The 22447-nt window shown below is 66.8% G+C and carries 24 protein-coding genes; 15 read left to right on the top strand and 9 right to left on the bottom strand.

Translation table 11 applies throughout. The annotated features are described in order from the left end of the window. The first annotated feature begins 119 nt into the window (after positions 1-119). From AC5WJ1_RS23110 to AC5WJ1_RS23100, 3 genes are read left to right on the top strand one after another with little or no spacing between them, the layout of a single operon-like run. Positions 120-1082 (top strand): chromate resistance protein ChrB domain-containing protein, encoded by a 963-nt coding sequence (locus tag AC5WJ1_RS23110; protein WP_494476573.1) that lies wholly within the window; start codon positions 120-122, stop codon positions 1080-1082. A gap of 36 nt (positions 1083-1118) precedes the next feature. Then, entirely contained in the window at positions 1119-2312 is a 1194-nt protein-coding gene (locus AC5WJ1_RS23105; protein WP_494476973.1) for a chromate transporter, read from the top strand. Positions 2313-2349: 37 nt separating this feature from the next. Then, a complete protein-coding gene (locus AC5WJ1_RS23100; protein WP_135703231.1) occupies positions 2350-3612 on the top strand; it encodes an MFS transporter in 1263 nt (420 codons plus the stop codon). Positions 3613-3645: 33 nt separating this feature from the next. Here AC5WJ1_RS23100 and AC5WJ1_RS23095 read toward each other — a convergent pair whose 3' ends face one another. Both AC5WJ1_RS23095 and AC5WJ1_RS23090 read right to left on the bottom strand, forming a co-directional pair. Next, a complete protein-coding gene (locus tag AC5WJ1_RS23095) occupies positions 3646-3939 on the bottom strand; it encodes an EF-hand domain-containing protein (protein WP_494476572.1) in 294 nt (97 codons plus the stop codon). An 89-nt stretch (positions 3940-4028) separates the two neighbouring features. Further along, a complete protein-coding gene (locus AC5WJ1_RS23090; RefSeq protein WP_135703233.1) occupies positions 4029-4322 on the bottom strand; it encodes a hypothetical protein in 294 nt (97 codons plus the stop codon). 254 nt (positions 4323-4576) lie between these two features. Between AC5WJ1_RS23090 and AC5WJ1_RS23085 the strand changes: the two genes are divergently transcribed. Beyond that, positions 4577-5491 (top strand): sterol desaturase family protein, encoded by a 915-nt coding sequence (locus AC5WJ1_RS23085; protein ID WP_135703234.1) that lies wholly within the window; start codon positions 4577-4579, stop codon positions 5489-5491. A gap of 106 nt (positions 5492-5597) precedes the next feature. On the opposite strand, the gene AC5WJ1_RS23080 is transcribed toward AC5WJ1_RS23085, so the two are convergent. Next, positions 5598-5819, bottom strand: coding sequence for a hypothetical protein (locus tag AC5WJ1_RS23080; protein WP_195430437.1), 222 nt, complete (start codon positions 5817-5819; stop codon positions 5598-5600). Between the two features lie 117 nt (positions 5820-5936). Here AC5WJ1_RS23080 and bufA1 point away from each other — a divergent pair, with 117 nt between their 5' ends. From bufA1 to AC5WJ1_RS23050, 6 genes are all read left to right on the top strand, one after another. Further along, positions 5937-6257 (top strand): BufA1 family periplasmic bufferin-type metallophore, encoded by a 321-nt coding sequence (gene bufA1 / locus AC5WJ1_RS23075; RefSeq protein WP_135703236.1) that lies wholly within the window; start codon positions 5937-5939, stop codon positions 6255-6257. An 11-nt stretch (positions 6258-6268) separates the two neighbouring features. Further along, positions 6269-7150, top strand: coding sequence for an MNIO family bufferin maturase (bufB, locus tag AC5WJ1_RS23070; protein ID WP_195430174.1), 882 nt, complete (start codon positions 6269-6271; stop codon positions 7148-7150). Then, positions 7122-7907, top strand: a complete 786-nt coding sequence (locus tag AC5WJ1_RS23065) for an HvfC/BufC N-terminal domain-containing protein (protein ID WP_195430176.1) — start codon at positions 7122-7124, stop codon at positions 7905-7907. Before bufB ends, AC5WJ1_RS23065 begins: the two co-directional genes overlap by 29 nt. Positions 7908-7931: 24 nt before the next feature. Beyond that, positions 7932-8408, top strand: a complete 477-nt coding sequence (locus tag AC5WJ1_RS23060) for a DoxX family protein (protein WP_133095968.1) — start codon at positions 7932-7934, stop codon at positions 8406-8408. Positions 8409-8456: 48 nt separating this feature from the next. Further along, the gene (locus AC5WJ1_RS23055) at positions 8457-8675 is read left to right on the top strand and encodes a GDCCVxC domain-containing (seleno)protein (RefSeq protein ID WP_133095969.1); all 219 of its coding nucleotides are present in this window, start codon (positions 8457-8459) and stop codon (positions 8673-8675) included. 140 nt (positions 8676-8815) lie between these two features. Beyond that, positions 8816-9661, top strand: a complete 846-nt coding sequence (locus tag AC5WJ1_RS23050) for a cytochrome c (protein WP_494476571.1) — start codon at positions 8816-8818, stop codon at positions 9659-9661. A 282-nt stretch (positions 9662-9943) separates the two neighbouring features. Here AC5WJ1_RS23050 and AC5WJ1_RS23045 read toward each other — a convergent pair whose 3' ends face one another. Continuing rightward, positions 9944-10810: a LysR family transcriptional regulator gene (locus AC5WJ1_RS23045; RefSeq protein WP_135703240.1), complete on the bottom strand. Its 867-nt coding sequence runs from the start codon at positions 10808-10810 to the stop codon at positions 9944-9946. Between the two features lie 149 nt (positions 10811-10959). On the opposite strand from AC5WJ1_RS23045, the gene AC5WJ1_RS23040 reads away from it, so the two are divergent. Together AC5WJ1_RS23040 and AC5WJ1_RS23035 are read left to right on the top strand one after the other, a co-directional pair. Beyond that, positions 10960-12273 carry a DUF3422 family protein gene (locus tag AC5WJ1_RS23040; RefSeq protein ID WP_494476570.1) on the top strand — a complete coding sequence of 438 codons (1314 nt, stop codon included), beginning with the start codon at positions 10960-10962 and terminating at the stop codon, positions 12271-12273. A gap of 40 nt (positions 12274-12313) precedes the next feature. Then, a complete protein-coding gene (locus tag AC5WJ1_RS23035) occupies positions 12314-12490 on the top strand; it encodes a hypothetical protein (RefSeq protein WP_167884554.1) in 177 nt (58 codons plus the stop codon). An 88-nt stretch (positions 12491-12578) separates the two neighbouring features. On the opposite strand, the gene AC5WJ1_RS23030 is transcribed toward AC5WJ1_RS23035, so the two are convergent. Both AC5WJ1_RS23030 and ytfE read right to left on the bottom strand, forming a co-directional pair. Continuing rightward, positions 12579-14867 (bottom strand): nitric-oxide reductase large subunit, encoded by a 2289-nt coding sequence (locus tag AC5WJ1_RS23030; RefSeq protein WP_133095973.1) that lies wholly within the window; start codon positions 14865-14867, stop codon positions 12579-12581. 38 nt (positions 14868-14905) lie between these two features. After that, positions 14906-15634 (bottom strand): iron-sulfur cluster repair protein YtfE, encoded by a 729-nt coding sequence (gene ytfE, locus AC5WJ1_RS23025; RefSeq protein WP_195430182.1) that lies wholly within the window; start codon positions 15632-15634, stop codon positions 14906-14908. A 153-nt stretch (positions 15635-15787) separates the two neighbouring features. On the opposite strand from ytfE, the gene norR reads away from it, so the two are divergent. The 3 genes from norR (at position 15788) to AC5WJ1_RS23010 (ending at position 19764) form a co-directional block, all read left to right on the top strand. After that, positions 15788-17344 carry a nitric oxide reductase transcriptional regulator NorR gene (norR, locus tag AC5WJ1_RS23020; protein ID WP_494476569.1) on the top strand — a complete coding sequence of 519 codons (1557 nt, stop codon included), beginning with the start codon at positions 15788-15790 and terminating at the stop codon, positions 17342-17344. A gap of 161 nt (positions 17345-17505) precedes the next feature. Further along, positions 17506-17958, top strand: coding sequence for a polyhydroxyalkanoate granule-associated phasin (locus tag AC5WJ1_RS23015; protein WP_240745844.1), 453 nt, complete (start codon positions 17506-17508; stop codon positions 17956-17958). 192 nt (positions 17959-18150) lie between these two features. Then, complete coding sequence (locus AC5WJ1_RS23010; protein WP_135703243.1) at positions 18151-19764, top strand: histidine kinase N-terminal 7TM domain-containing protein; 1614 nt, start codon at positions 18151-18153, stop codon at positions 19762-19764. A 27-nt stretch (positions 19765-19791) separates the two neighbouring features. Here AC5WJ1_RS23010 and ubiT read toward each other — a convergent pair whose 3' ends face one another. The 3 genes from ubiT to ubiU form a co-directional block, all read right to left on the bottom strand. Beyond that, positions 19792-20262, bottom strand: coding sequence for a ubiquinone anaerobic biosynthesis accessory factor UbiT (gene ubiT, locus AC5WJ1_RS23005; protein WP_135703244.1), 471 nt, complete (start codon positions 20260-20262; stop codon positions 19792-19794). Further along, positions 20259-21200 (bottom strand): U32 family peptidase, encoded by a 942-nt coding sequence (locus AC5WJ1_RS23000; protein WP_135703245.1) that lies wholly within the window; start codon positions 21198-21200, stop codon positions 20259-20261. The genes ubiT and AC5WJ1_RS23000 overlap by 4 nt, the downstream gene beginning before the upstream one ends. Before the next feature lie 71 nt (positions 21201-21271). Continuing rightward, positions 21272-22330 carry a ubiquinone anaerobic biosynthesis protein UbiU gene (gene ubiU / locus AC5WJ1_RS22995; protein WP_431189871.1) on the bottom strand — a complete coding sequence of 353 codons (1059 nt, stop codon included), beginning with the start codon at positions 22328-22330 and terminating at the stop codon, positions 21272-21274. Between the last annotated feature and the right edge of the window lie 117 nt (positions 22331-22447).

Here is a 22447-nt window from a genome sequence, read left to right as displayed (position 1 = left end):
CCTATCGCGTGCGGGCGCGGCCGGGGGTCCAGCTCATGTCTCAAATGTGGCTCAAGAGCGTTTTTTGTAGAGATATCTACATTGTTGAAATGCGAGTTATGGGCTTCTAACATGCGCTCATGACAGCGTTCTCCGACAACTGGGCCCTGCTGATCGTCACGCTACCAACCTCCGGCGCCACCGCCCGGATGCGGATCTGGCGCGCGATCAAGACCATTGGTTGCGCCGCCCTGCGTGACGGCGCCTATCTATTGCCCGCGGGCAACGTGCAGGTCGCCCAGTTGCGCGAGCTGGCCGACGAGGCGCGGCAGGAAGGGGGGCAAGCCTGGCTCCTGAATGTCCGTGCCGCCGATCCGGAGGAGGAGAGCGCTTTCCGGGCGTTGTTCGACCGCAGCCCCGACTATGCCGAACTGCAGGCGGCCCTGTCAGAAGCGCGCAAGTCGCTGTCCGATCAAAGCAGCGCCGAACTCAATCGCCTGCTGCGCCGTCACGGGCGTGCCTACGAAGCGATCCGCATGATCGACTTCTTCCCCGATGCGGCGTCGGCCCGCGCCGAAGCCCAATGGAATGACTTCAGCCGCGCCATCGAGACCATCCAGTCTCCGGGTGAGCCACAGGCCCTCGTGCACGCGATTGCTCGCCGGGATCCTGTCCAGTATCAAGGGCGGCTTTGGGCCACACGCCGCAACTTGTGGGTGGACCGCGTGGCAAGCGCCTGGCTGATCCAGCGCTTCATCGATCCCCACGCCCGCTTCCTGTGGCTGGAGAACCCCGCTGATTGCCCTGGCGATGCGCTGGGCTTCGATTTCGACGGCGCGACCTTCACGCATGTGGGCGAGCGCGTTTCATTCGAAGTGCTGCTGTCGAGCTTCGGCCTCGATTCCGACCGCGGGCTCAGCCGGCTAGGCGCCATGGTCCATGCGCTGGACATCGGCGGCATTGCGGTACCGGAAGCCAGCGGCTTCGAGGCCATGCTGGCCGGCGCACGCGCGCGCCTGAAGGATGATGACGCCCTGCTGGCGGAAATCGGCGCGGTGCTGGATTCGCTTTACGCACACTTTTCCACCAACAGGAAGCCCTGATAGCCAGCTTCCTTACAGGATCCCGTGATGAATCGCATGCAATCAGGCGGCATGGCCCCGCCGGACGCCGCGGAGCAGCCCGCCTATACCCTCTGGCAGCTCGTGCTCTATTTTCTTCGCCTGGGCACAACCGGCTTTGGCGGGCCGGTCGCGCTGGCCGGCTATATGCATCGCGACCTGGTGGAGCGGCGGGGCTGGATCAGCGATGGCGACTACAAGGAAGGGATGGCGCTGGCACAACTTGCGCCCGGCCCGATGGCGGCGCAACTGGCGATCTACCTGGGCTACGCCCACTATCGGATCCTCGGCGCCACGCTGACCGGCGTGGCCTTCGTGCTGCCGTCGTTCCTGATGGTGCTGGCGCTGGGTTGGGCCTATGTCAGCTTCGGCGGGCTGACCTGGATGCAATCGGTGTTCTATGGCGTAGGTGCCGCCGTCATCGGCATTATCGCCATCAGCGCCTATAAGCTGACCACGAAGAGCGTCGGCAAGGACAAGCTGCTGTGGGCAATCCACCTGGTGCTGGCTGCGGTGACCGTCGTCACCGAGTCCGAAATCGCCTGGCTGTTCCTGGCGGCGGGGGGGCTTGCCTGGTTCTGGCGCGCCCCGCCCAAATGGCTGCGCCAGAGTGGCGTCAATGCGCTCGCGGCAGTGCAGGTACCCGCCGCAAGCGGCCTGGCGAGCACGCTGGACTGGTCGCTACTGACCCAGATCGGCTTGTTCTTTGCCAAGGCAGGCGCCTTTGTCTTCGGCTCCGGACTCGCCATCGTGCCGTTCCTGTACGGCGGTGTCGTGACGGAGTACCAGTGGCTCAACGAAAAGCAGTTTGTCGATGCGGTGGCCGTGGCCATGATCACGCCCGGCCCGGTTGTCATCACGGTCGGCTTTATCGGATACCTGGTGGCGGGACTACCCGGCGCCTGCGTGGCGGCACTGGCGACGTTTCTGCCTTGCTATCTGTTCACCGTGCTGCCCGCTCCTTATTTCAAGAAGTACGGAAAACTGCCCGCCATCCTCGCCTTTGTCGATGGCGTCACGGCGGCCGCGGTTGGCGCCATCACGGGTGCAGTGCTGGTGCTGGCCAAGCGCTCGATCGTCGACGTTCCGACCATCCTGCTGTCCCTGGGAACGGTCGCATTGCTGCTGAAGTTCAGGAAGCTGCCCGAGCCCGTCATCATCACCGGCGCCGCGCTGATCGGCCTCGCGGTTTATCCTGTGCTGCACCACTGAAGGCGCATGCACATGCTCCGCTAAACCCAGGCTCGCCATGGCCCGGCACAATGGCCATCCCTCGAACGCCAGAAGCAGCTGGCTCGAACGCATCGCGCTGCCATCCGGTGTCCACGCCGACGCCATGCCGCTGCTTGCCGGCCGCGCGCTGCGTGGCATCTGCGATGGCTATGTTGCCGTGCTGTTGCCGTCCTACCTGCTGGCACTCGGCTTCGACTCGATGGCGGTCGGGCTCATCAGCAGCGCGACCCTGATCGGCTCCGCCCTCGCCACGATCCTGATCGGACTCGTCGGGCACCGCTACCCGCAACGCCGCCTGATGATGCTGGCGGCTGCCCTGATGTTTGCAACTGGCCTCGGCTTTGCGGGTTTCTCCACGCTGTGGCCGCTTCTGATGATCGCCTTCGTCGGCACGCTCAACCCCGGGTCCGGCGATGTCAGTATCTTCCTGCCGCTGGAACATGCGCGGCTGGCGGAATCGGCAACGCCCGACACCCGGACGGCGCTGTTCGCCCGCTACGGCCTGATCGGCGCATTCTCATCCGCCTTCGGGGCACTGGCGGCGGCGATACCGGCATGGCTGGCCGGGCAATCCCCGCTGTCGCTACTCGATGCGATGCGCCTGATGTTCGTTTTCTACGGGATCATTGGGTTGCTGCTGTGGCGTCTGTATGCGCGCGTGCATGCCGCTCAGCCTCATGGCGCTGCGACCGCGGCTAGAACACCACTGGGTCCTTCCCGTCCGATCGTGTTACGGCTGGCCATGTTGTTCAGCGTAGACGCGTTCGCTGGCGGGCTCGTCGTCAATTCGCTGCTGTCGCTGTGGCTGATGCAGCGTTTCGGCCTGAGTCCGGCCGCGACCGGCCAGTTCTTCTTCGTGGCGGGGGTGCTGACGACGTTCTCGCAACTCGCTGCGGTGCCGCTGGCGCGAAAGATCGGCCTGCTCAATACGATGGTGTTCACGCATATTCCGTCCAGCCTGTGCCTGATCGCAGCCGCCTTTGCACCCACGCTGGCGCTTAGCCTGGCACTGCTGCTGGCTCGCAGCGCGCTGTCGCAAATGGATGTGCCGACCCGGACGGCCTATGTGATGGCCGTTGTCACCCCGCCTGAACGGGCGGCCGCTGCAAGCCTGACCGCGGTGCCGCGCAGCCTGACCGCGGCACTCAGTCCTGCGCTCGCCGCCGCGTTGATGGCCTACGGCTTTACCAGCACGCCGCTGGTCGCCTGCGGCCTGCTGAAGATCGCCTACGACCTCGCCATGCTGCGCTCGTTCCGTCGCGTCAAGCCGCTCAACTGATCCAGCGGACCCGTAAACCGCGGGAGACCGGGATTACCGCGACATCATCATCTGCCCCATGAACGCCTCGATCTGCGGCAGCGTCACGTAGCCGGTCCGCTGCGCGTCGATCTGGTCGAAGTGCTTGGCGACCATCGGCATGCCGGCGGCCGCCTGCTCGCGCGTCAGCTTGCCGTCGTGCGTGGTATTTGCACTGGCGAAGCGGCGTTGCAGTTGCTGCATCGCACGCTCCACCCGGGGGTTGGCGGCAGCGGGCATGTCAGCGCTTTGCGCTAACGCACCGGCGGAAGCCAGGCACACGGCGGCTACTGCAATCATCTTCTTCATGGTGTTTCTCCGTTTGGCCGGCCTCTGCCGGCGTTGTGAACTCAGGTTCGCGGATACGCATACCGCACCCGCGCAGTGGCCCGGGAATATCACCGCACCAGGTAGACCGGGCGGGATGCGACGTAGACGGTACGCGGCAGCGGCGTGGCTTTCACGACTACCGTCGGCAGCGGCGCCGAGGCCACGACCACCTTGGGTGCAGGCTTGACCACCACCTTGGGCGGCGGCGCAACCACCACCGCCGGCGGACGGACATACACGCTGGCCGGGGCGACCACCACCGTCGAGGCGAAGGCCTGGCTGCTTGCCAGCAGGACCAGCGTACCGGCGGCAGCGCCAAGGAAGCGGGGAATGCGGAGGTATTTTGAGAAGCGCGAGGTCATCACAAGTCCTTCAGGTTCGGTTTCAGCCGGCCGGTGCAGCGCGGCAACGGACCGAACTATAGGTCGGGGCCTGGCGAATTTCGACGCGGAAAACATGTCGCGGTGTTACACGACGGCAGCCCCGTCAGGCATGACATGCGCCGACATATTTCCCACATGGCGCCGGCAGCGATCGGCCACTACATTTGCCTCACCGACGCAGCAATGCCGCTCCTTGCAAAGCAAGGCGTCACCACTCACCCCACAGGACGATCATGCACAGCCTCCACAAGATCACCCTTCTCGCCACAGTCTTCGTCGTGGCGATCTCACTGGTCGAAGCCTTCTTCCTGGCGCGCAGGACTCGCCAGCAAGGCAAGGCCTACCCCTGGCACGAAATGGGACTGTCGCTGGCCGACATGGCCGGACGCAAGCTGATGGCACTGCTGCCGCTGTCCCTGGCCACGCCGATCTTCGCGCTCGCCTGGCAACACCGGATCTTCACCGTTGAGATCAACAGCGCGCTGGCCGTGCTGCTGCTCTTCCTCGGACAAGAGTTCTGCTACTACTGGTACCACCGCGCCTCGCACCGCATCCGCTTCTTCTGGGCGACGCACGCGGTGCACCACTCGCCGAACGAACTGACGCTGGGCACCGCCTATCGCCTTGGCTGGACCGGCAAGATCCTCGGCGCGTCGATGTTCTTTGCCCCGCTGGTCTGGCTTGGTGTTCGTCCGGAGGTCGTGCTGTCCACGCTGAGCCTGAACCTGCTGTACCAGTTCTGGCTGCACACCACCTGGATTCCCAAGCTGGGCTGGTTCGAAAAAGTGTTCAACACCCCGTCGTCGCACCGCGTGCACCATGCCTCGAACGTGGATTACCTGGATGCCAACTACGGCGGCGTGCTGATCATCTTTGACCGCCTGTTCGGCACCTACGTGGAAGAACGTGAAGACGAACCGTGCCGCTACGGCCTGGTCCACCGCACCACCACGCACAACCCGTTCGTCAACCAGTTCGAACACTGGATCGGCCTGGGCAAGGACATGATCAACGCCGGCAGCCTGCTGAATGCGCTCGGTTACCTGCTGATGCCTCCGGGCTGGGCACCGGACGGGAAGGGTCAGACGACGGAGGTCCTGCGGCAGCAGCAAGCCATGGAGCGCGCGGTGCCGGTCAGTGCGAGGTAACAGGCAGGATGGAGGAGATGAAGCGGGCAGCGCAGGCTGCCCGCTTTTTTTGTTCTTCGACGAGTTCCGCCGAGATCGGCCGCCCATCGCTGATCGGGCAGCAGGCTCACCTGCTGGGCGCGCTGGTCGCGTCGACGTATTTGCTGGTCAAGCGACGCCCAATCAGGCCGCCGCCAGCGACGAACACCAGCGCCACACCGAGATTCCAAAGCAGGATCATCGCGCTGGCATCCAGGGGATGAATGACTGAAAGGACCGCTGCCGTCATCGCGGCTACCGCGAGCGCCGCGGACATTGCCTGGGACGACATACCCACATTCTGCTTCACTGGAAATCGCCTGTCGCGCATCTTGAAATTTTCAGGGATGCGTAACCTTTGGTCGCCTCAGACCGAATTTCCTGACACGGCTCGGATCCGGGGCCGCAACCTTCAGGAGATTGCAACATGAACAAGCATGCATTGGCAGCCTCGACCTTGTCGTCCGCGCTGGGCCTCGCGCTTGCCATGATCGCCGTGCCCGCGCAGGCGCAAGCCACGAAGGACATGAGTGCGATGCCGCAGGTCGTCAAGGACAACATGGCGAGGATGGAAAAAGGCAAGCTGGAAAAGTGCTACGGCATCAATGCTGTCGCCAGGAACGACTGCGCGGAGGGTGTCCATTCCTGCGCTGGACAAGCCACCCAGGCGCGTGATGCCAAGTCGTTCGTGCTGCTTCCCGCGGGCGATTGCAGCAAAATCCAGGGCGGCAAGCTGAAAGCCTCCTGAGGCCGGCGACCATGGCTGCCCTCCATCAACACGGGCCGGGCCTGATCCCGCTGCGCGCCGGGGTCGGGCTGCGTTTCCGGCATCACCAGGCGGTGCTGGAGGAGCACCCTCCGATTGCGTGGTTTGAGGTGCATACGGAAAACTACATGGGCGGTGGCCGCGCGCCACGTTGCCTGGAGGCCATCCGCTCCGACTATCCGCTCTCGCTGCACGGCGTGGGCCTGTCCCTTGGCAGTGCCGAGGGGCTCGACCCGGCCCATCTGGCGCGCGTGTGCCAGATGGTTGAGAGGCTGGAACCCGGCCTGGTATCGGAACATCTTTCCTGGAGCATCGCGGGGGGCAAGTACCTTGCCGACCTGCTGCCGCTGCCGATGACCGAAGAGGCCCTGGCGGTGGTATGCCGGCATGTCGACCAAGTCCAGGGCGCTTTGCGACGCAGCATCCTGCTCGAGAATCCGTCTACCTACTTCCAGTTCCGTCATTCGACCATTCCGGAGTGGGAGTTCCTCGCCGAAGTGGCGCGGCACACCGGGTGCGGCATCCTGTGTGACGTCAATAATATCTTTGTCAGCGCTAGCAATCATGGATGGGATGCCATGACATACCTGCGCGCGCTGTCGCCGGCCGCCATCGGCGAAATCCACCTGGCCGGCCACAGCATGCTGCAACTCGGACAGGGACAGGTCGTGTGCATCGACGACCACGGCTCGCGGGTGGTGCCACCGGTGTGGGCGTTGTATGAGGCGGCGCTTGGGTTGTTCGGGCCAGTGCCGACGCTGATCGAATGGGATACGGATGTGCCGCCGCTCGACGTGCTGAGGGATGAGGCGCGTATTGCAGAGGCAGCCTTGGAGAGACAGCGGCATGCAATCCGATCTGCCATCGCTGCTTGATCTGCAGCACGCGTTCGCCAACGCGTTGAGGAATGCTGGCGACGGTCGCGCCTCGTCATCCGTGACCGCTGGCGCGCTTGCGCCGCAGGATCGGGTTGGCATCTACCGGAACACGTCCACCGCCACGCTGGTGGCCGCGCTGCGCCTGTCATATCCGGCGGTGCAGGCCCTGGTGGGGCCGGAGTTCTTCGAAGGCGCGGCCCGGCTGTTCATCGAAGCAGAGCCCCCGCGCAGCGCATGGCTGGATGCGTATGGCGAGGGGTACCCCGTTTTCCTGGCGCGCCTGCCCGAGGCCGCAGCAATCCCTTACGTGCCGGACGTCGCCCGCCTTGACTGGGCCGTGAATTCGGTGTTGCACGCGCCGGATGCCATGCCGCTTGACCTGGGCCGTTTGGCGGAACTGGACATGGCCGTGGCCGGCGAGATCTGTTTTGTGGCACACCCTGCGGTGCGCCTCGTGCAAGCCGATTCTCCTGTCGACGTCATCTGGCGGGCGGTGCTGATGCGCGACGACCGGGCGCTGGGGCTTGTCGACCTTGCATCGGGCCCGGTCAGCCTGCTGGTGCGCCGGGCATCCGCCGGCATCGACGTCGACCGGATCCATGCCTGGCAATGGCAATTCGCAGGGGCCTTGCTGGCCGGCGCTCCACTGCACATCGCACTTGGCGCTGCCTCGCCGGCTGACGCTCACGCGTGGCTGGCCACCCTGCTGTGCGCTGGCTGTTTCACCGGATTCGGCCGCGCGCCATGCGCCTGATCTGACTATCGCGGAGCGTTCGGCATGACACATATCACGCACTCAGCCCGGTCCTCGTTCACGCTCGGCGCGCATTTCCGGCGCGCGGTGGGCTGGCTGGATCGAATTCCGTACTCGGCTCTCGCCGTCCCACTGCGCGTCGCGGTGGCCACTGTCTTCTGGCATTCGGCCATGGCCAAGCTGGCGAACCTGGAGACGGCTTTCGAGCTTTTCCGCGAAGAATACCGGCTGCCGTTGCTGCCACCCGAAGTGGCTGTCTACCTGGCCGTGTCCGTCGAGCTGACCGCGCCAGTGCTGCTGCTCCTCGGCCTGGCAACCCGGCTCGCAGCACTGGTACTGTTGTGCATGACGGCAGTGATACAGCTCTTCGTCTATCCACAGGCATGGCCGACGCATATCCAGTGGGGAGCGATGCTGTTGGTATTGCTGGCGCGGGGTGCGGGGACCCTTTCGGCCGATTGGCTGATCCGGCGGCATGCCATGTGCACTGGGGAGCAATGACCCGCGTGGACCGCTTGGTGATGTGCAGTTTCTTGCAAGGGAGGGGCGATGCGAGACGTCATCCTGGAATCCGTTCTGACTTGTCCGCATTGCGGTTGGGCACAGCAGGAGACGATGCCGACGGATGCCTGCGTGTTCTTCTATGAGTGTGCAAACTGCAAGACGCTGCTGAAGCCCGCTCCTGGTGACTGCTGCGTGTTCTGCTCGTTCGGGACAGTCAGGTGTCCGCCGGCGCAGCAAGGACACTGCTGTGAAGGAAAGTTCTGATGTGAAACGTCTGCCGCAGAACGCGACGAGGATGAGGTCGTCCGTCGGATCATCCCCTTCACGGATATCTGTGATGAACCCTTTCTTTATTACACTGAACGTTCGGCTCAACACGTTACCCCGCTTCCGGAGATACACCCATGAAGGCCTGGATTGCAAAGGCAGTTGGAGCGCTTGGCTGTGCCATGGCCTTGCTTGCGGGTCCGGCGAGCGGCGCCGAGCCGGCCACGCTGGTCATTTCGGCTGGTATGCAGCAATGCAGCTGGACGGCCGATGCGCTGCTAAAGGACCGTCGGCTCACCAACGTGACGGTCGACGATGACAACCTGAAACGCCGCCTGACATTCAAGGCGATCCCGATGGCCTCCCTGTTGCGCGGCATGCCTGCGGAAGCCGGCGCGACTGCCACGACAGCGGCCAGCGATGGCTATGTCTCTCACCTGCCGCTGCGTATGCTGCTGGCCGATAGCGCCGACGAGCCGCGGGCCTGGCTGGCCGTGGAAAATCCTGCACGGCCGTGGCCGAAGCTCAAGGGCCAGGGCATCGGCCCGTTTCGGCTGATCTGGACGCTGCCGTCGGGGGGCGCCGCATCCGTGGTCAATGAAAGCCACTGGACCTACAACATCGCGCGCATCGATATCACCGCATCGCCCGCGGAGCGCTTTGCGGCCATCCGCCCTGCCCCCGACCAGCCGGCCGATGGCCCGGTCATGCGCGGCTTCGCGACCTTCCAGCGGGTCTGCTTCTCATGCCACTCGCTGAACAAGGTGGGCGATGCCCACCTCGGCCCGGACCTCAATGTGCCGCACAGCGCGGTGGAGTACATGGGCGATGACAAACTGGCCAGCCTGATCCGCGACCCGCAGTCACTACGCTGGTGGCCGGGCGCGCGCATGCCGGCCATCGACGAAAGGACGCTATCGGATGCCGACCTGAAGGACCTGCTGGCGTACCTGCATCATATGGCCGGGCGCAAGGGCTCCTGAGGCCAGGGTTGCGTCAGGTCTTCTCCGGCATGGCCGACGAATGATGGCTTGTGATCAGCCATTGCGAACCGCCAGGCAAGCAATGCAGGTCAGCTTCATGGCTAGCTCCCTGGATTTTATGGTGAGAGCCAGAATGCACGCAATGCGGTATGGACTATCCCGCCGGGGTTAGCCATGTCTGCATCGTGCCGGCGCGGTGGGGACAAAAGCGGGGATAAAAGCGGCGACAAGCCACGCGACAAAGCGCCCCATTTAAGCGCCGCCATAATCAGGCGACCGGTGCTAAGCCTGCGCGGCCCCTGCCCGAAGGTCCGTCATGATCTGCTCGGCAAGGAAATCGCAAGGCGGCCGCTTGGACTTTGCGCTTCGGGCAAGGATAAGCTCGAGCGGCGGCAGGTCGGGCAGCCCATGGGCCTGGCCAAGCACGGCCAGTTGTGGCGGGATCGCGCATCGGGCCAACGCCGCGACGGCCAGGCCAGCCTCGACCATGCTGAGCAAACCCAGCAGGCTTGGGCTCTCGTACGACGTTCGATGCGCAATCCGTGCTCGATCCAGGCTGCGGATCGCGTTCTCGCGCGCCACGCTACCCGGCATGAACACGGCGATGGGCAACGGCCTGTCCTCCCACACTTGCGGCCCGTTCGTCATGGCGGCCCATGCCATCGGCTCGTAACGGATGAAGTCGCCCGACAAGCCCTTCACGCGTGTGCCGCAGACAAGGTCGACGGTGCCGTCCTTGACCAGTGGCGCGAGCGCGCTGCTGGGCAGGCCGACTACCTGGATCTGCACTTTCGGGTACGTCGTCGAGAACTTCTTCAACACCGATGGCAGCAGCGATGATGCGTAGTCGTCGGGCACCCCGATCGCTACCTTGCCCGTCACCTCCGGCCGTACCACGGCGGCCCAGGCTTCGTCGTGCAGGGCCAGCATCCGCCGGGCGAAGCCCAGCAGCACTTCACCCTCGTGCGTAAGCACGATGCTGCGGGGCCGCCGCACGAACAGGGGCCGGCCCAGCGCTTCCTCGAGTGCCTTGATTTGCATGCTGACGGCGGACTGCGAACGGTTCACCGCCTCGGCGGCGCGCGTCATGTTGCCGGTCTCGGCGACGGCGACTACCGTAGCCAGGACATCGTGGTCAAGCATCTTCATAGCTATCAGGAAAACTGAATACAACAATCAATATTATGCGTTTTTCTTCTTGAGAACGGCGTGCGATATTTGGCAACAACAAACAAAAACGTGGACCGCAACCTTGCACCACGTCTTGACCGCGGGATTTCGGTATCCGCCTTCCGAGCATGGACAACAAAGCCGCTTCGCTACTCGTCGACCACCCGCTACGCGCCTCCCTCGTCGCTGAGTTGCACGCCCGCCCCTTTCTCCGGCTCAGCGGCAGCGTGTCACTGACCCACTATGCGATCTATTCGGACGAGGATCCTGCGATCCACGAGTATCTCGTTCGTACCTTGTGCGAACAGACCGGCATGGCGCTGCCCACGGACCGGGTCACGCACCACGCCGTGCAATCGCCCTTCGGCTGGCACTTGAAATGGGAGCGGCACACCGAGTTCTCCACCTTCACGTTCGTCAGTCCGCGCGACGACACAGACTACTTCAATGACCTCGCCATCCATGGGGTTCCGGCGGATTGGCTGAGCCTGCTGGCGGGCAAGCGCTTTCATGCGGTCCGGATGGAATTGCTGTCGGGAAACGCCGCGGCCGCAGTCAGCGCGGACTTGCGCCACTGGCTCGACGGGCCGGTTCTCGTCGGCAGCGATGTCCTGGGCGGCGGCAAGGTCTACTGCGACTGGAATGTGCGGGCCGACGGCTATATGCGCATCCTTGCGATCGACGAGGACTTCCGCGAGGAACAGGGCGGCAGGCTGCTGCAGCGGCTCTACGAGATCGAGACGTATCGCATGATGGCGTTGCTGGCGTTGCCGGTCGCACGCAGCCTTGGCCGGGAACTCGACGACATTCACGCATCGCTCCAGCAACTGATGCGGGCCATGGACGCCCGTCGCGCCGGCGACGACGATGCGGAACTGCTGGACAGGCTCACCGAACTGGCCGTGCGCGTGGAATCGCTGTCCGGGCACAGCGGACGCTTCAGCGCGTCGCGTGCGTATGAGCGAATCGTGCTGGCGCGGATCCAGGAGCTGCGGGAACAGCGGATCGAAGGCATGCCGACGATCTCGGAATTCATGGAGCGGCGTTTCGGACCCGCCATGGAGACGTGCCGCAGCGTCTGGTCACGCCACGAACAGATCGCGGCACGGGTCGCACGTGCCGTCGACCTGCTCCGCACCCGCGTCAACCTGACCCAGGAGCGTGACGTCACCCGGCTGCTGGCCGGACTGGACCGTACCGCGCGGAACCAGCTGCATCTGCAGCATGCCGTCGAGGGGCTGTCAGTGGCCGCGATCTCGTATTACGTACTGTCCATCGCCGCAGCGGGGTTGAAGGCGCTGCATGTCGTGAAACTGCCGGTCGACCCCGAGTTGGCCGAAGGCTTGCTGATCCTGCCCGTGGTGCTGATCGTGTTCGGCATCATCAAACGCAGCCGGACCCAGAAATCCCACGATGGCGTTGCCCAGGCAAGCCGCGCCTGAAACGTAGTCGACCTGAAGCGCTTATTACCGAGACACGCATATGAACGCCACTACGAGCATTGACCCGCCTCCCATATCGTTGCCTGCGGCAACCCGGCAAGCGCCGCAGCCCGGGCCGCATTGGGTGAGCCAGCAGAAAACACCCACGGAAGTGCTGACGGACAACTCGAACGACCGGCCAGACGTCGCGACGATCGCGATTCTTGGCTACAACTGACGCAAAAAAACGCCCGCCCGGAAACCGGGCGGGCAAGTACTGCCTCTCCTTACCCTTACTGCGTCGATTTCACCTTCCGTCGCGCGCTTCAGCGCGCCGCCGCCTTCATCCTCACAGCCACCGCATCCGCCGCGGCCGGGGTACGGTTAGCCAGCCCCAGCACCACCTGCCAGGCAAACGACACCGCGCCGACGATAAACACCACGTCGCCGAACGTGCGCACCCAGCGCAGCGTCTGCAGGATAGGCTGCTGCATGAACTCCTCGCTGCGCGAGTACCACGTGCCATGCTCGACGCTGGCCAGGAACTGGATGATGCCGACGGGCAGCAGGCTGGTGCCGATCATCAGTACCAGGCCGGCGTTCAGGCCCCAGAAGGCGGTCTTCATCAGCGCCGGGCTCAGCCGGTACGCCGGCCGCACGTAGCGCAGCACCAGCAGCGTGAAGCCCAGTGCCAGGAAGCCATAGACCCCGAACAGCGCCGCATGGGCGTGGACCGGCGTGGTGTTCTGGCCCTGGATGTAGTACAGCGCGATCGGCGGGTTGATCATGAAGCCGAATACGCCGGCGCCCAGCATGTTCCAGAACGCCACCGCGACGAAGCACATTAGCGGCCACTTCAGGTCCGCCATCCACGGCGCGCGCTGCTTCAGGCTCCAGTTCTCCCAGGCCTCATGGCCCAGCACGATCAGCGGCACCACTTCCAGCGCGCTGAACGCAGCGCCGACCGCCATCACCGGCGTGGTGGTGCCGGCAAAGTACAGGTGGTGGAAGGTGCCGGGGATGCCGCCGAGCATGAACAGCGATGCCGAGGCCAGGCTGGCCGCGGTCGCCATCGGGCGCGACACCAGCCCCAGCGTGGCGAAGATAAAGGCCAGCGCGGTGGTGGCGAAGACCTCGAAGAAGCCTTCCACCCACAGGTGCACCACCCACCAGCGCCAGTACTCCATCACCGTCAGGCTGGTGCGCTCGCCGTAGGCCAGGCCCGCGCCGTAGAACAGGCCGATCGCCACCACCGACGAGGTCAGCAGCGCCAGCAGGTTGCGGTCGGTGCCGCGCGCGCGCAGCGCCGGCAGGATGCCGCGCATCATCAGCACGAGCCAGATCAGGATGCCGGCGAACTTGCCGATCTGCCACAGCCGGCCCAGGTCGACATATTCATAGCCCTGGTGGCCCAGCCAGAAGTTCAGGTGCGGCGGCAGCTTCTGCGCAATCGCCAGGTAGTTGCCCGCAAACGAGCCCACCACCACGACCACCAGCGCCCAGAACAGGACATCGACGCCGAGCCGCTGGAACTTCGGGTCCTTGCCGCCGTTGATCAGCGGCGCCAGGAACAGGCCAGCGGCCAGGAAGCCCGTGGCGATCCAGAACAACGCGCTCTGGATATGCCAGGTGCGCACCAGCGCGTACGGGAACCACTGCGATACGTCGATGCCATAGAACTTCTGCCCCTCGACGGTGTAGTGCGCGGTAAAGCCGCCCAGGAACACCTGGAACACGAACAGCGCCACCACCAGGAACAGGTACTTGCCCAGCGCGCGCTGCGACGGGGTCAGCGCCACCGACAACAGCGGGTCGCGCGCGGGCGCCTGCGGCGGCGTCTCTTCCTTGCCGCGCAGGAAGGCCCACGCCCACACCAGGAAGCCCACGCCGGCCAGCAGCACCACCACGCTGATCACCGACCACACCACGTTTTCGCTGGTCGGCTTGTTGCCGATCAGCGGCTCATGCGGCCAGTTGTTGGTGTAGGTGGCTTCATGCCCGGGACGCGCGGTCGAGGCGACCCATGCGGTCCAGAAGAAGAACTGTGTCAGCTGCTGGCGCCGCTCGGCGCTGGGCAGCGTGTTCTCCTTCATGGCGTAGTGATCGCGCGTGGTGTGCAGTGCCGGCGCGTCGGAGAAGAGCTGGTCGTAGTAGGCCGCGGTGTTGGCGATGGCCTGCGCGCGGCGCTTCGACACGGTCAGCACGTTGGTGGCCGGATCGGTGGCGTTGCCGCGGTATTCCGTGCGCAACTGCTCGCGCAGCGCGGCCTGTTCGGGCGCGGCCAGCTTGGCGTACGGACGGCCGTACGTGTCCTGCGCCGCCAGCTCGAGCCACGCGGTCAGTTCGCGGTGCAGCCAGTCGGCGGTCCAGTCCGGCGCCTGGTAGGCGCCATGGCCCCAGATCGAGCCGAGCTGCATGCCGCCCACCGACTGCCAGGCGGTCTGGCCGTCCAGGATCTCGTCGCCAGTGAACAGGGTGCGGCCTTCGGCCGTGACCACCTTGGCCGGCATTGGCGGGGCCTGCCGGTATACCTCGACGCCGTAGTAGCCGAGCAGGGAGAAAGTGACCGCCAGCACGGCGATCAGCATGAACCAGAGTCTGCGGTAGGAACCCATGATGCGAAGTCGTTTGGTTGTGATGGCTGGTGCGCGGCTCAGGCGTGGCCCGCGCAGCCGCAACCGGTGGCTGGCACGGTGGCGGCCACCGTGGCGGCCACTGCGGCGTTCTCGAACAGCACGTTGTTTTCCAGGTGGATGTGTTCCATCAGGTCTTCGCGCAGCGCGCGCAGGCCCAGGTAAAGCGCGCGCCAGGTATTGCAGGCCGCGCGCGGCAGCGTGATGTCGTTGGTCAGGTCGGCTACCCGCTGCAGCGCCACGCCATGGTCGTCATGCTCCATGCGCATCACCGCGATCGGGCGGCCGGCGGCGGCCTGCATGCCGCGCGTCAGCATCGGGAACAGCACCTGCTCTTCCTTCTGCATATGGGTTTCCAGCTCGCCGAGCATGCCGGCCAGGTGGTCGGCCAGGCCGACCGGGCAATCCGGCCGGTCGCCGTGGACCTGCTCGACCCGGCTTGCGAGCCGGATCAGTTCGGGCAACTGCTCGCGGTGACGAGCGTGGAAGCGCGTCAAAATATGGTCGATCAGCACGGCCGGCGTCGCGGTGTTCCAGTCCTGTCCGGCGGGTGCGGCGTCGTCGTGCAGGGCATGCAGCCGCGCTTCGATGCTGTCGATGGCGGCGGCATCGAGGCCTTTTTCGAGCGCGGCATCGCGCAGGGTCTGCTTGCCCCCGCAGCAGAAGTCGAGCGCGTAGTCATGGAAGATGCGCGTCGCGCCGGGGATGCGGCGGGCCAGCTGGCCGAGCGATTGGTCCTGGTAGGTCATGAGGTGCTCCTGTGTGGGAAGTTGCGTCCGCATGACATGACGCGAGGAGCGTGCCTGAAAAAAACCATTCCAGATCAAAGGGTTGTCACACGGATGGTTCTAAATACCCTAGACTGTTCGTGGTACTAATCACCCCAACTGGTGTTTTTCACCATGACGACTTCCGCGATCGTTCCCGAGCTGCTGGCCGACCTGGTGGCCGACCTGCCCCACGCCGTGCGCCTGCAGCGCCTGGTCAGCGGCCTGCGGGCGCATTTCCGCTGCGGCGCCGTGGCGCTGCTGCGGCTGGAAGAAGACCACCTGCGCCCGATGGCGGTGGATGGCCTGGTCGGCGACGCGCTGGGCCGGCGCTTCGCCGTCGGCCTGCATCCGCGCCTGGCGGCAATCCTGGCGCGGCGCGACGTGACCTGTTTCCATCACGACAGCGTGCTGCCAGACCCGTACGACGGCCTGATCGACGAGCACGTGGGCGAGCCGCTGCCGGTGCATGACTGCATGGGCACCAGCCTGGAGGTCGAAGGGCAGCCATGGGGTGTGCTCACGCTCGATGCGCTCGCCGTGGGCACCTTCGACGCCGCCGCGCAGGCCGAGCTGCAGCGGCTCACCGTGGTGGTCGAGGCGGCGATCCGCACCACCCGGCTCGAGGCCGAGATCCTGGCGCTGCAGGTGGCACGGGGCAAGCCCGTTGCCGACGAAGGCACGGCCGGCGCCGGCGACATCACCGGCGAGATCGTCGGCCAGAGTCCGGCCATCGCCAACCTGCTGCACGAGCTGGAGGTGGTTGCCGATACCGAGCTGCCGGTGCTGCTGCTGGGCGAGACCGGCGTCGGCAAGGAGCTGTTCGCGCACCGGCTGCACCGTCAGTCGCGCCGGCGCGCGCAGCCGCTGGTGCACGTCAACTGCGCGGCGCTGCCCGAGTCGCTGGCCGAGAGCGAGCTGTTCGGCCACGCCCGCGGCGCCTTTTCCGGCGCCACCGGCGAACGCCCGGGCCGCTTCGAGGCCGCCGACGGCGGCACGCTGTTCCTCGATGAAGTGGGCGAGCTGCCGCTGTCGATCCAGGCCAAGCTGCTGCGCACGCTGCAGAACGGCGAGATCCAGCGGCTGGGCTCGGACCGGCCGCGCCGCGTCAACGTGCGCGTGATCGCCGCCACCAACCGCAACCTGCGCGAGCATGTGCGCGACGGCTCGTTCCGCGCCGACCTGTACCACCGGCTGTCGGTCTACCCGATCCCGATCCCGCCGCTACGCGAGCGCGGCAACGATGTGCTGCTGCTGGCCGGGCGCTTCCTGGAACTGAACCGCGCCCGCCTTGGCCTGCGCAGCCTGCGCCTGGCGCCGGCGGCGCAGGATGCGCTGCGGCGCTATCGCTGGCCCGGCAACGTGCGCGAGCTCGAGCACGTGCTCAGCCGCGCCGCGCTGCGCGCGGTCAGCCGGGGCGCCGGCCGCAACGACATCGTCACGCTGGAACCGGAGCTGCTCGACCTGGACGGACTCGATGCGCCTCCGCCAGCGCTGGCGGAGGCGACATGCGCCTCACTGCCAGCGATCGTCCCCGGCACCAGCCTGCGCGAGGCCGTCGACCAGACCCAGCGCGCGTGCATCGAACAGGCACTGCAGGCCCACGGCGGCAACTGGGCGCAGGCGGCGCGGCAGCTCGGCGTCGATGCCAGCAACCTGCACAAGCTGGCCAGGCGCCTGGGCTGCAAGTAAGTTGGCAAGTGAGGAGGCAAATGAGGGCGCGGGCGGCATTGGGATGGCAAAGGTCGCCTGGCCTGCCTAAGCTAGTCAGGCGTCGTTTGCAGTGCAGCATGCATGTGGTGCCCTCACCACCCTGCGGTGGCGCGCCCTGTGGACCCGTACCGGAGATGCCCATGATGATGACCGCAACGCAAGCCTTCTGGCCTGCCTGGCCCGCCTGGCCCTTCCCTGCCGTCTTCACGGCAGGCTTTGCCAGCCTGCAGCAGTTCCAGTCCATCCAGGCAGACCTGGCCGAGAACTGGCGCCGCATGGCCGAGCTGAACCTGGAATTTGCCAGCAACATGGCCGAGGAACTGCGCTTCGACGCCGTGGGCATGCTGGTGGAACAGGACCCCGAGACCCTGTACGCGCGCGAGATCGCCTGCGAGCTGCCGCTGCTGGGCGGGCCGCTGCACTATGCCTCGGCCATGCTGGAACTGTTGGCCCGCGCCCAGCAGAAGTGGATCGATGGCTGGGGCCACCTGTTCATGCAGGGCCCGCTGACTGACTGGACCGCGGGCGCGAAGGCCGTCACCGACATTCCCTCCTGGCTGATCCGCGAGACACCGCGTCCGAGCGCGAGCTGAACCGGCACGAGCGCCGTGGCGTTGCGCGCCGGGTGGCTCGCGCCTGGCCGCGGCCAATTTTTTTCCTGCGCGGCTTGCCATGACAACGCGCGCGCACCGGTATCATGCAGATCATGACACCCCGATTCGCCATCCCCGCCGTCCCGGCTGGCGGATCTCCACACAGGACTGGTTCAGGACGCGCCCCGGTTCATGCCCTCATATCCACTGGTCCTGCTGCTCACCGTCGCCGTCGTCTGCTGCATCGGCATGGCCATAGCCACCTGGCCCCGGCGCGACGACCCCACCGTCCAGGCGTTCCTGGTGCTGGCCTTCGGCGCGGTGGTCTGGAGCGGCGGACGCCTGCTTGAGATCAGTTCGACCGACCTGCCCGGGCGCATCCTGTGGGCCAAGATCCAGTACATCGGCATCGTCGCGGTGCCGATCGGCTGGCTGGTGGCGATGGTGCACCTGAGCCGCCCGCGCTACGTGGTGCCATGGTCGCGGCTGTGGCTGCCGGTGATGGCGGCAGTGGTGACAGTAGTGCTGGTCTTCACCAATGAGCGGCACCACCTGGTCTGGACGCGCATTACGCTGATGCCGCCCGGGGTCGCGCCCGGCGCGGTGTTCGAGCATGGCGCGGGCTACGCCGTGGCGGCCTTCTGGTCTTACTCGCTGCTGGCGCTGAGCTGGTTTTTCCTGATCACGGCCGAAGTGCCCAACGACGCCCTGTCGCGCCGCGGCCGCGTCATCCTGGCCGGCGGCCTGGCGCTGCCGCTGATTGCCCATGTGGCTTACCTGAACCGCTGGACCGGCCCGCTGGGCGGCGACCTGACCCCGGCCACGTTTTCGCTGATGGCGGTACTGGTGTGGTTCTGCGCGCTGCGCACGCACCTCGACGATATCGGCCACTACGCCCGGCTGCGCGTGTTCGACGCGTTGCGCGAGGGCTGTGTGATCGTCGACGCCAAGGGCGCGGTGGTGGAATTCAACCCCGCCGCGGCCCAGCTGTGGCCGCAGCTGCACCGCGGCAGCGCGGTGCCGGCAGGATGGGAGACGGCACTGGAATCGGCGCCGGGATCGGCTCAGGGACCGGCTCAGGGATCGGCTCAGGCTGCGCCCGGCCTTGCGCCCGCCACGCCGTTCGTGCCGCCGGGTGCCCCGTTCGAGCTGGCTGTCGAACGCGTCGAGCGCCTGGACGGCAGGCAGATCGGCAGCCTGGTGTTCATGCGCGACATCAGCCGCTTCCAGTCGCGCGAGCTGGCGCTGACCGCGCGCCTCGGCCAGACCGAGGAGCAGCTGTGGCAGGTGCAGGCCGACCTCGACGTCGACGCGCTCACCGGCATCCCCAACCGGCGCTACTTCCAGCGCGAGTCGCTCGCCGCCGTGACCCGCGCGCATGAGCGCGGCCAGCCGCTGGGGCTGCTGATCCTGGATGTCGACCTGTTCAAGCAGTACAACGACCTGCACGGCCACCTGGCGGGCGACGACTGCCTGCGCCAGATCGCCTGCGCGCTGGCCGGCACGGTAACGGGCGAGCAGTTCTGCGCGCGGCTGGGCGGCGAGGAATTCGCGGCGGTGCTGCCCGGCGCATCGCGCGAAGAGACTCGCGACGTGGCGCGCCGCATGGTCGCCGCGGTGCGCGAGCTTGGCATCGCGCACCGCGGCACGCCGGTGCAGCCCGTGGTGACGATCAGCGTGGGCGCGGTCTGCGCCGTGCCCGAGTCGCCGCGGCTGGAGCCGCTGCTGCACCGCGCCGACAGCGCGATGTACCGCGCCAAGCGCGCGGGCCGCAACCGGTACATGGTGGATGGCGAAGCGGCCTGACCAGCCGTGGCCAGAACATGGCGCCGGCTAACCCGCGCGTACCGTCAGCGCGCCCTGCAGCGCCACCAGCCGCGCCGCCGCCTGGCTGACCCACGCCGGCCGCGGCGCCGCATCGAGCCAGTACTTGACCTCGAGCCCGAGCGCGGTGTCGCCGCTGATCACCAGCTTGCGCTGGAAGAACAGCGTGTCGGTGTCGGCCTCGCCGCCGAGCAGCCGCAGGTAGTCGACCGCGGCGGCGCGCAGCGTCAGCGCGGGTTCGCCGCTGCCGGCACCGGCGGTGCGGAAGCACCCGCCTTCGCAGCGGAACGGCACTTCCAGCCCCAGGTCCTGCACCGTCAGCAGGAATACATGGCCTTCCAGCGCGGCCGGCGGCTCCAGCCAGCCGGCGCGCCGCGCCAGTTCCAGCGCTGCCACCAGCGGCAGCGCGCGCGCCCGCGCCGGCATGCGCCGGTGCACGCCGGCCATCAGCTTGTGCAATGGGCTTGTGTTCGCATTCATGCCCGTGCCTCCCACGCAATGCCGGCGCCGCCGTGCCAGTAGCCGTTGCAGGGCTGCGCCCCCGCCGGGGCGATGCCGCTGGGCGCCGGCGCGCGCTCGCCCGCGCGGATCGCCGCCAGTTGTTGCACCACCTCCAGCGTGCCGGTCGAGTGCGGGCTGACGCGCAGCATGTCCACGCCCATCGCGGCCATGGCGAGCGCCTCGGCGCACAGGTCGAGGCAGGTCGCGCTCTGGGTCTGCACGCCGTTGAGCGTGAAGAACGCCTGGCCTTCGCCGGTGGCGGCGACCAGGCCGTCGGGGTAGTCCATGCAGCGGAATTCGCAGCTGTCCTTGCGCAGCCGATGGTGGCGCGCAGTGAAGCAGCGCGCCGAGAACGCCAGCGGCATGCGGCCCCAGACAAAGGTTTCGACGCCAACGCCACCCGGCCGCGCCGCGGCCAGCGCGGCCAGCGTGCGGCCGTCCATTTCCACCGGCACGACGCAGCCGGCCGCGCCCAGCCCGGACAGCCACGCCAGCGTGTCGGCGTGGTAGACGTTCAGGTGCGGGCCGGCGATGAAAGGCCGCCCGCCCATGCAGCGCACCGCGCCAAGGTCATTGGCCTCGACCAGGTAGTCGTGCTGCTCGCAGGCGCGGCGCATCCAGGCGATGTCGGTATCGGACTCCACCAGCACCGGGGTGGACAACACCACCTCCTTGCCGGCATCGCGCAGCATCTGCGCAATCTCCAGCCACTGCGCGTGGCGCAGTTCGTGGCGCCGCGTGCAGACGGTCTCGCCGAGGTAGACGCGGTCCACCGGGGCATCGGCGACGGCGGCGTAGAACTGCAGCACGCGCTCGCGCGGCCAGTAGTACAGCAGCGGGCCGAGGGCGATGCCGAATTGCGGTGCAGTATGTTGCGAGACAGCTCGAGGCGCGGTCGCCGTGGCGGTATCGGGCATGGCAGGTTCCATCGTGGCAAGGGTGGCGGGGAGATCGACGGGGCGATTTAGGCTGGTCGCGTCCATCCGCGTCACCGCCATGGCCGGTCGTAGGCGCCCTGGGTCACCTGGTCGCCCTCGGCATGGCGGCCCAGCGTGGCCTGCCACTCCTGGCGCGGCGCAAAGCGTGCGGGATCGCCACAGGCGTCGTCGATGGCGGCGCGCAGCACGCCGACCACATCGGCGACGTAGCGCGGGCTGCGCTGCCGGCCTTCGATCTTGATCGCAGCGATGCCCATGCCGACCAGCGCCGGCAGCAGGGACAGCGCATTGAGGCTGGTGGGCTCTTCCAGCACGTAGCCGCGCTCGCCCTCCACCTCGAAGCGGCCCTTGCACAAGGTCGGATAGCCGGCCGGCTCGCCGGGCGCGTAGCTGTCGATCAGGATGCCTGACAGGCGCGCCTGCATGGTGCCGTCCTGCTCGGTCCAGCGCACCGCGTGCGCGGGCGAGCAGACCCCCTTGTTGTTGGGCGAATCCCCGGTCGCGTACGACGACAGCAGGCAGCGCCCTTCGGCCATCACGCACAGGCTGCCGAAGCCGAATACTTCCAGCTCGACGCTGGTCTGCCGCGCCAGCTTGCCGATCTGCGCCAGCGACAGCACGCGCGGCAGCACCACGCGGCGGATATTGAAGCGCTCGCGCATCAGCTCGATGGCATCGGCATGCGTGGCCGAGCCCTGCACCGACAGGTGCAGGCGCAGCCGCGGATGGCGCTCGCAGGCGTAGCCCATCAGGCCGGCGTCGGCCATGATGACCGCGTCGGCACCCAGTTCCGCCGCGGCGTCGACGGCGCGGTGCCACTGCGGCACCGCACCCATCTGCGCGAAGGTGTTGATCGCGAACAGCACTTCGGCGCCGCGGGCGTGGGCTTCGGCGACGCCGGTGCGGATGTCGGCCTCGGTAAAGTTCAGGCCGCCGAAGTTGCGCGCATTGGTGGCATCGCGCAGGCCCAGGTAGACCGCGTCGGCGCCGTGCTGCAGCGCCATGCGCAGCGCCGCCAGCGAGCCGGCGGGCGCAACCAGCTGGGGCCGGCGTGGCGCGCAGGCAGGCGCGACGGTGGCCGCATCCGGGCCAGTAGAGGCAGTTGTCATGGTGTGGGAAAACAGGACAAAAAACAGGACAAAGACAGCGGCCGATGCTAGCCACGCGCTGGCGCAAGGGGCTTGATCGCGCGCAAACCCGCACCAACGGCACATGGCTGGCGCCGG

The sequence above is a fragment of the Cupriavidus sp. MEYA8 genome, from assembly GCF_059278825.1.
The sequence above is the reverse complement of the archived record's forward strand: the minus strand, read 5'-3'. Positions and strand labels throughout refer to the sequence as shown.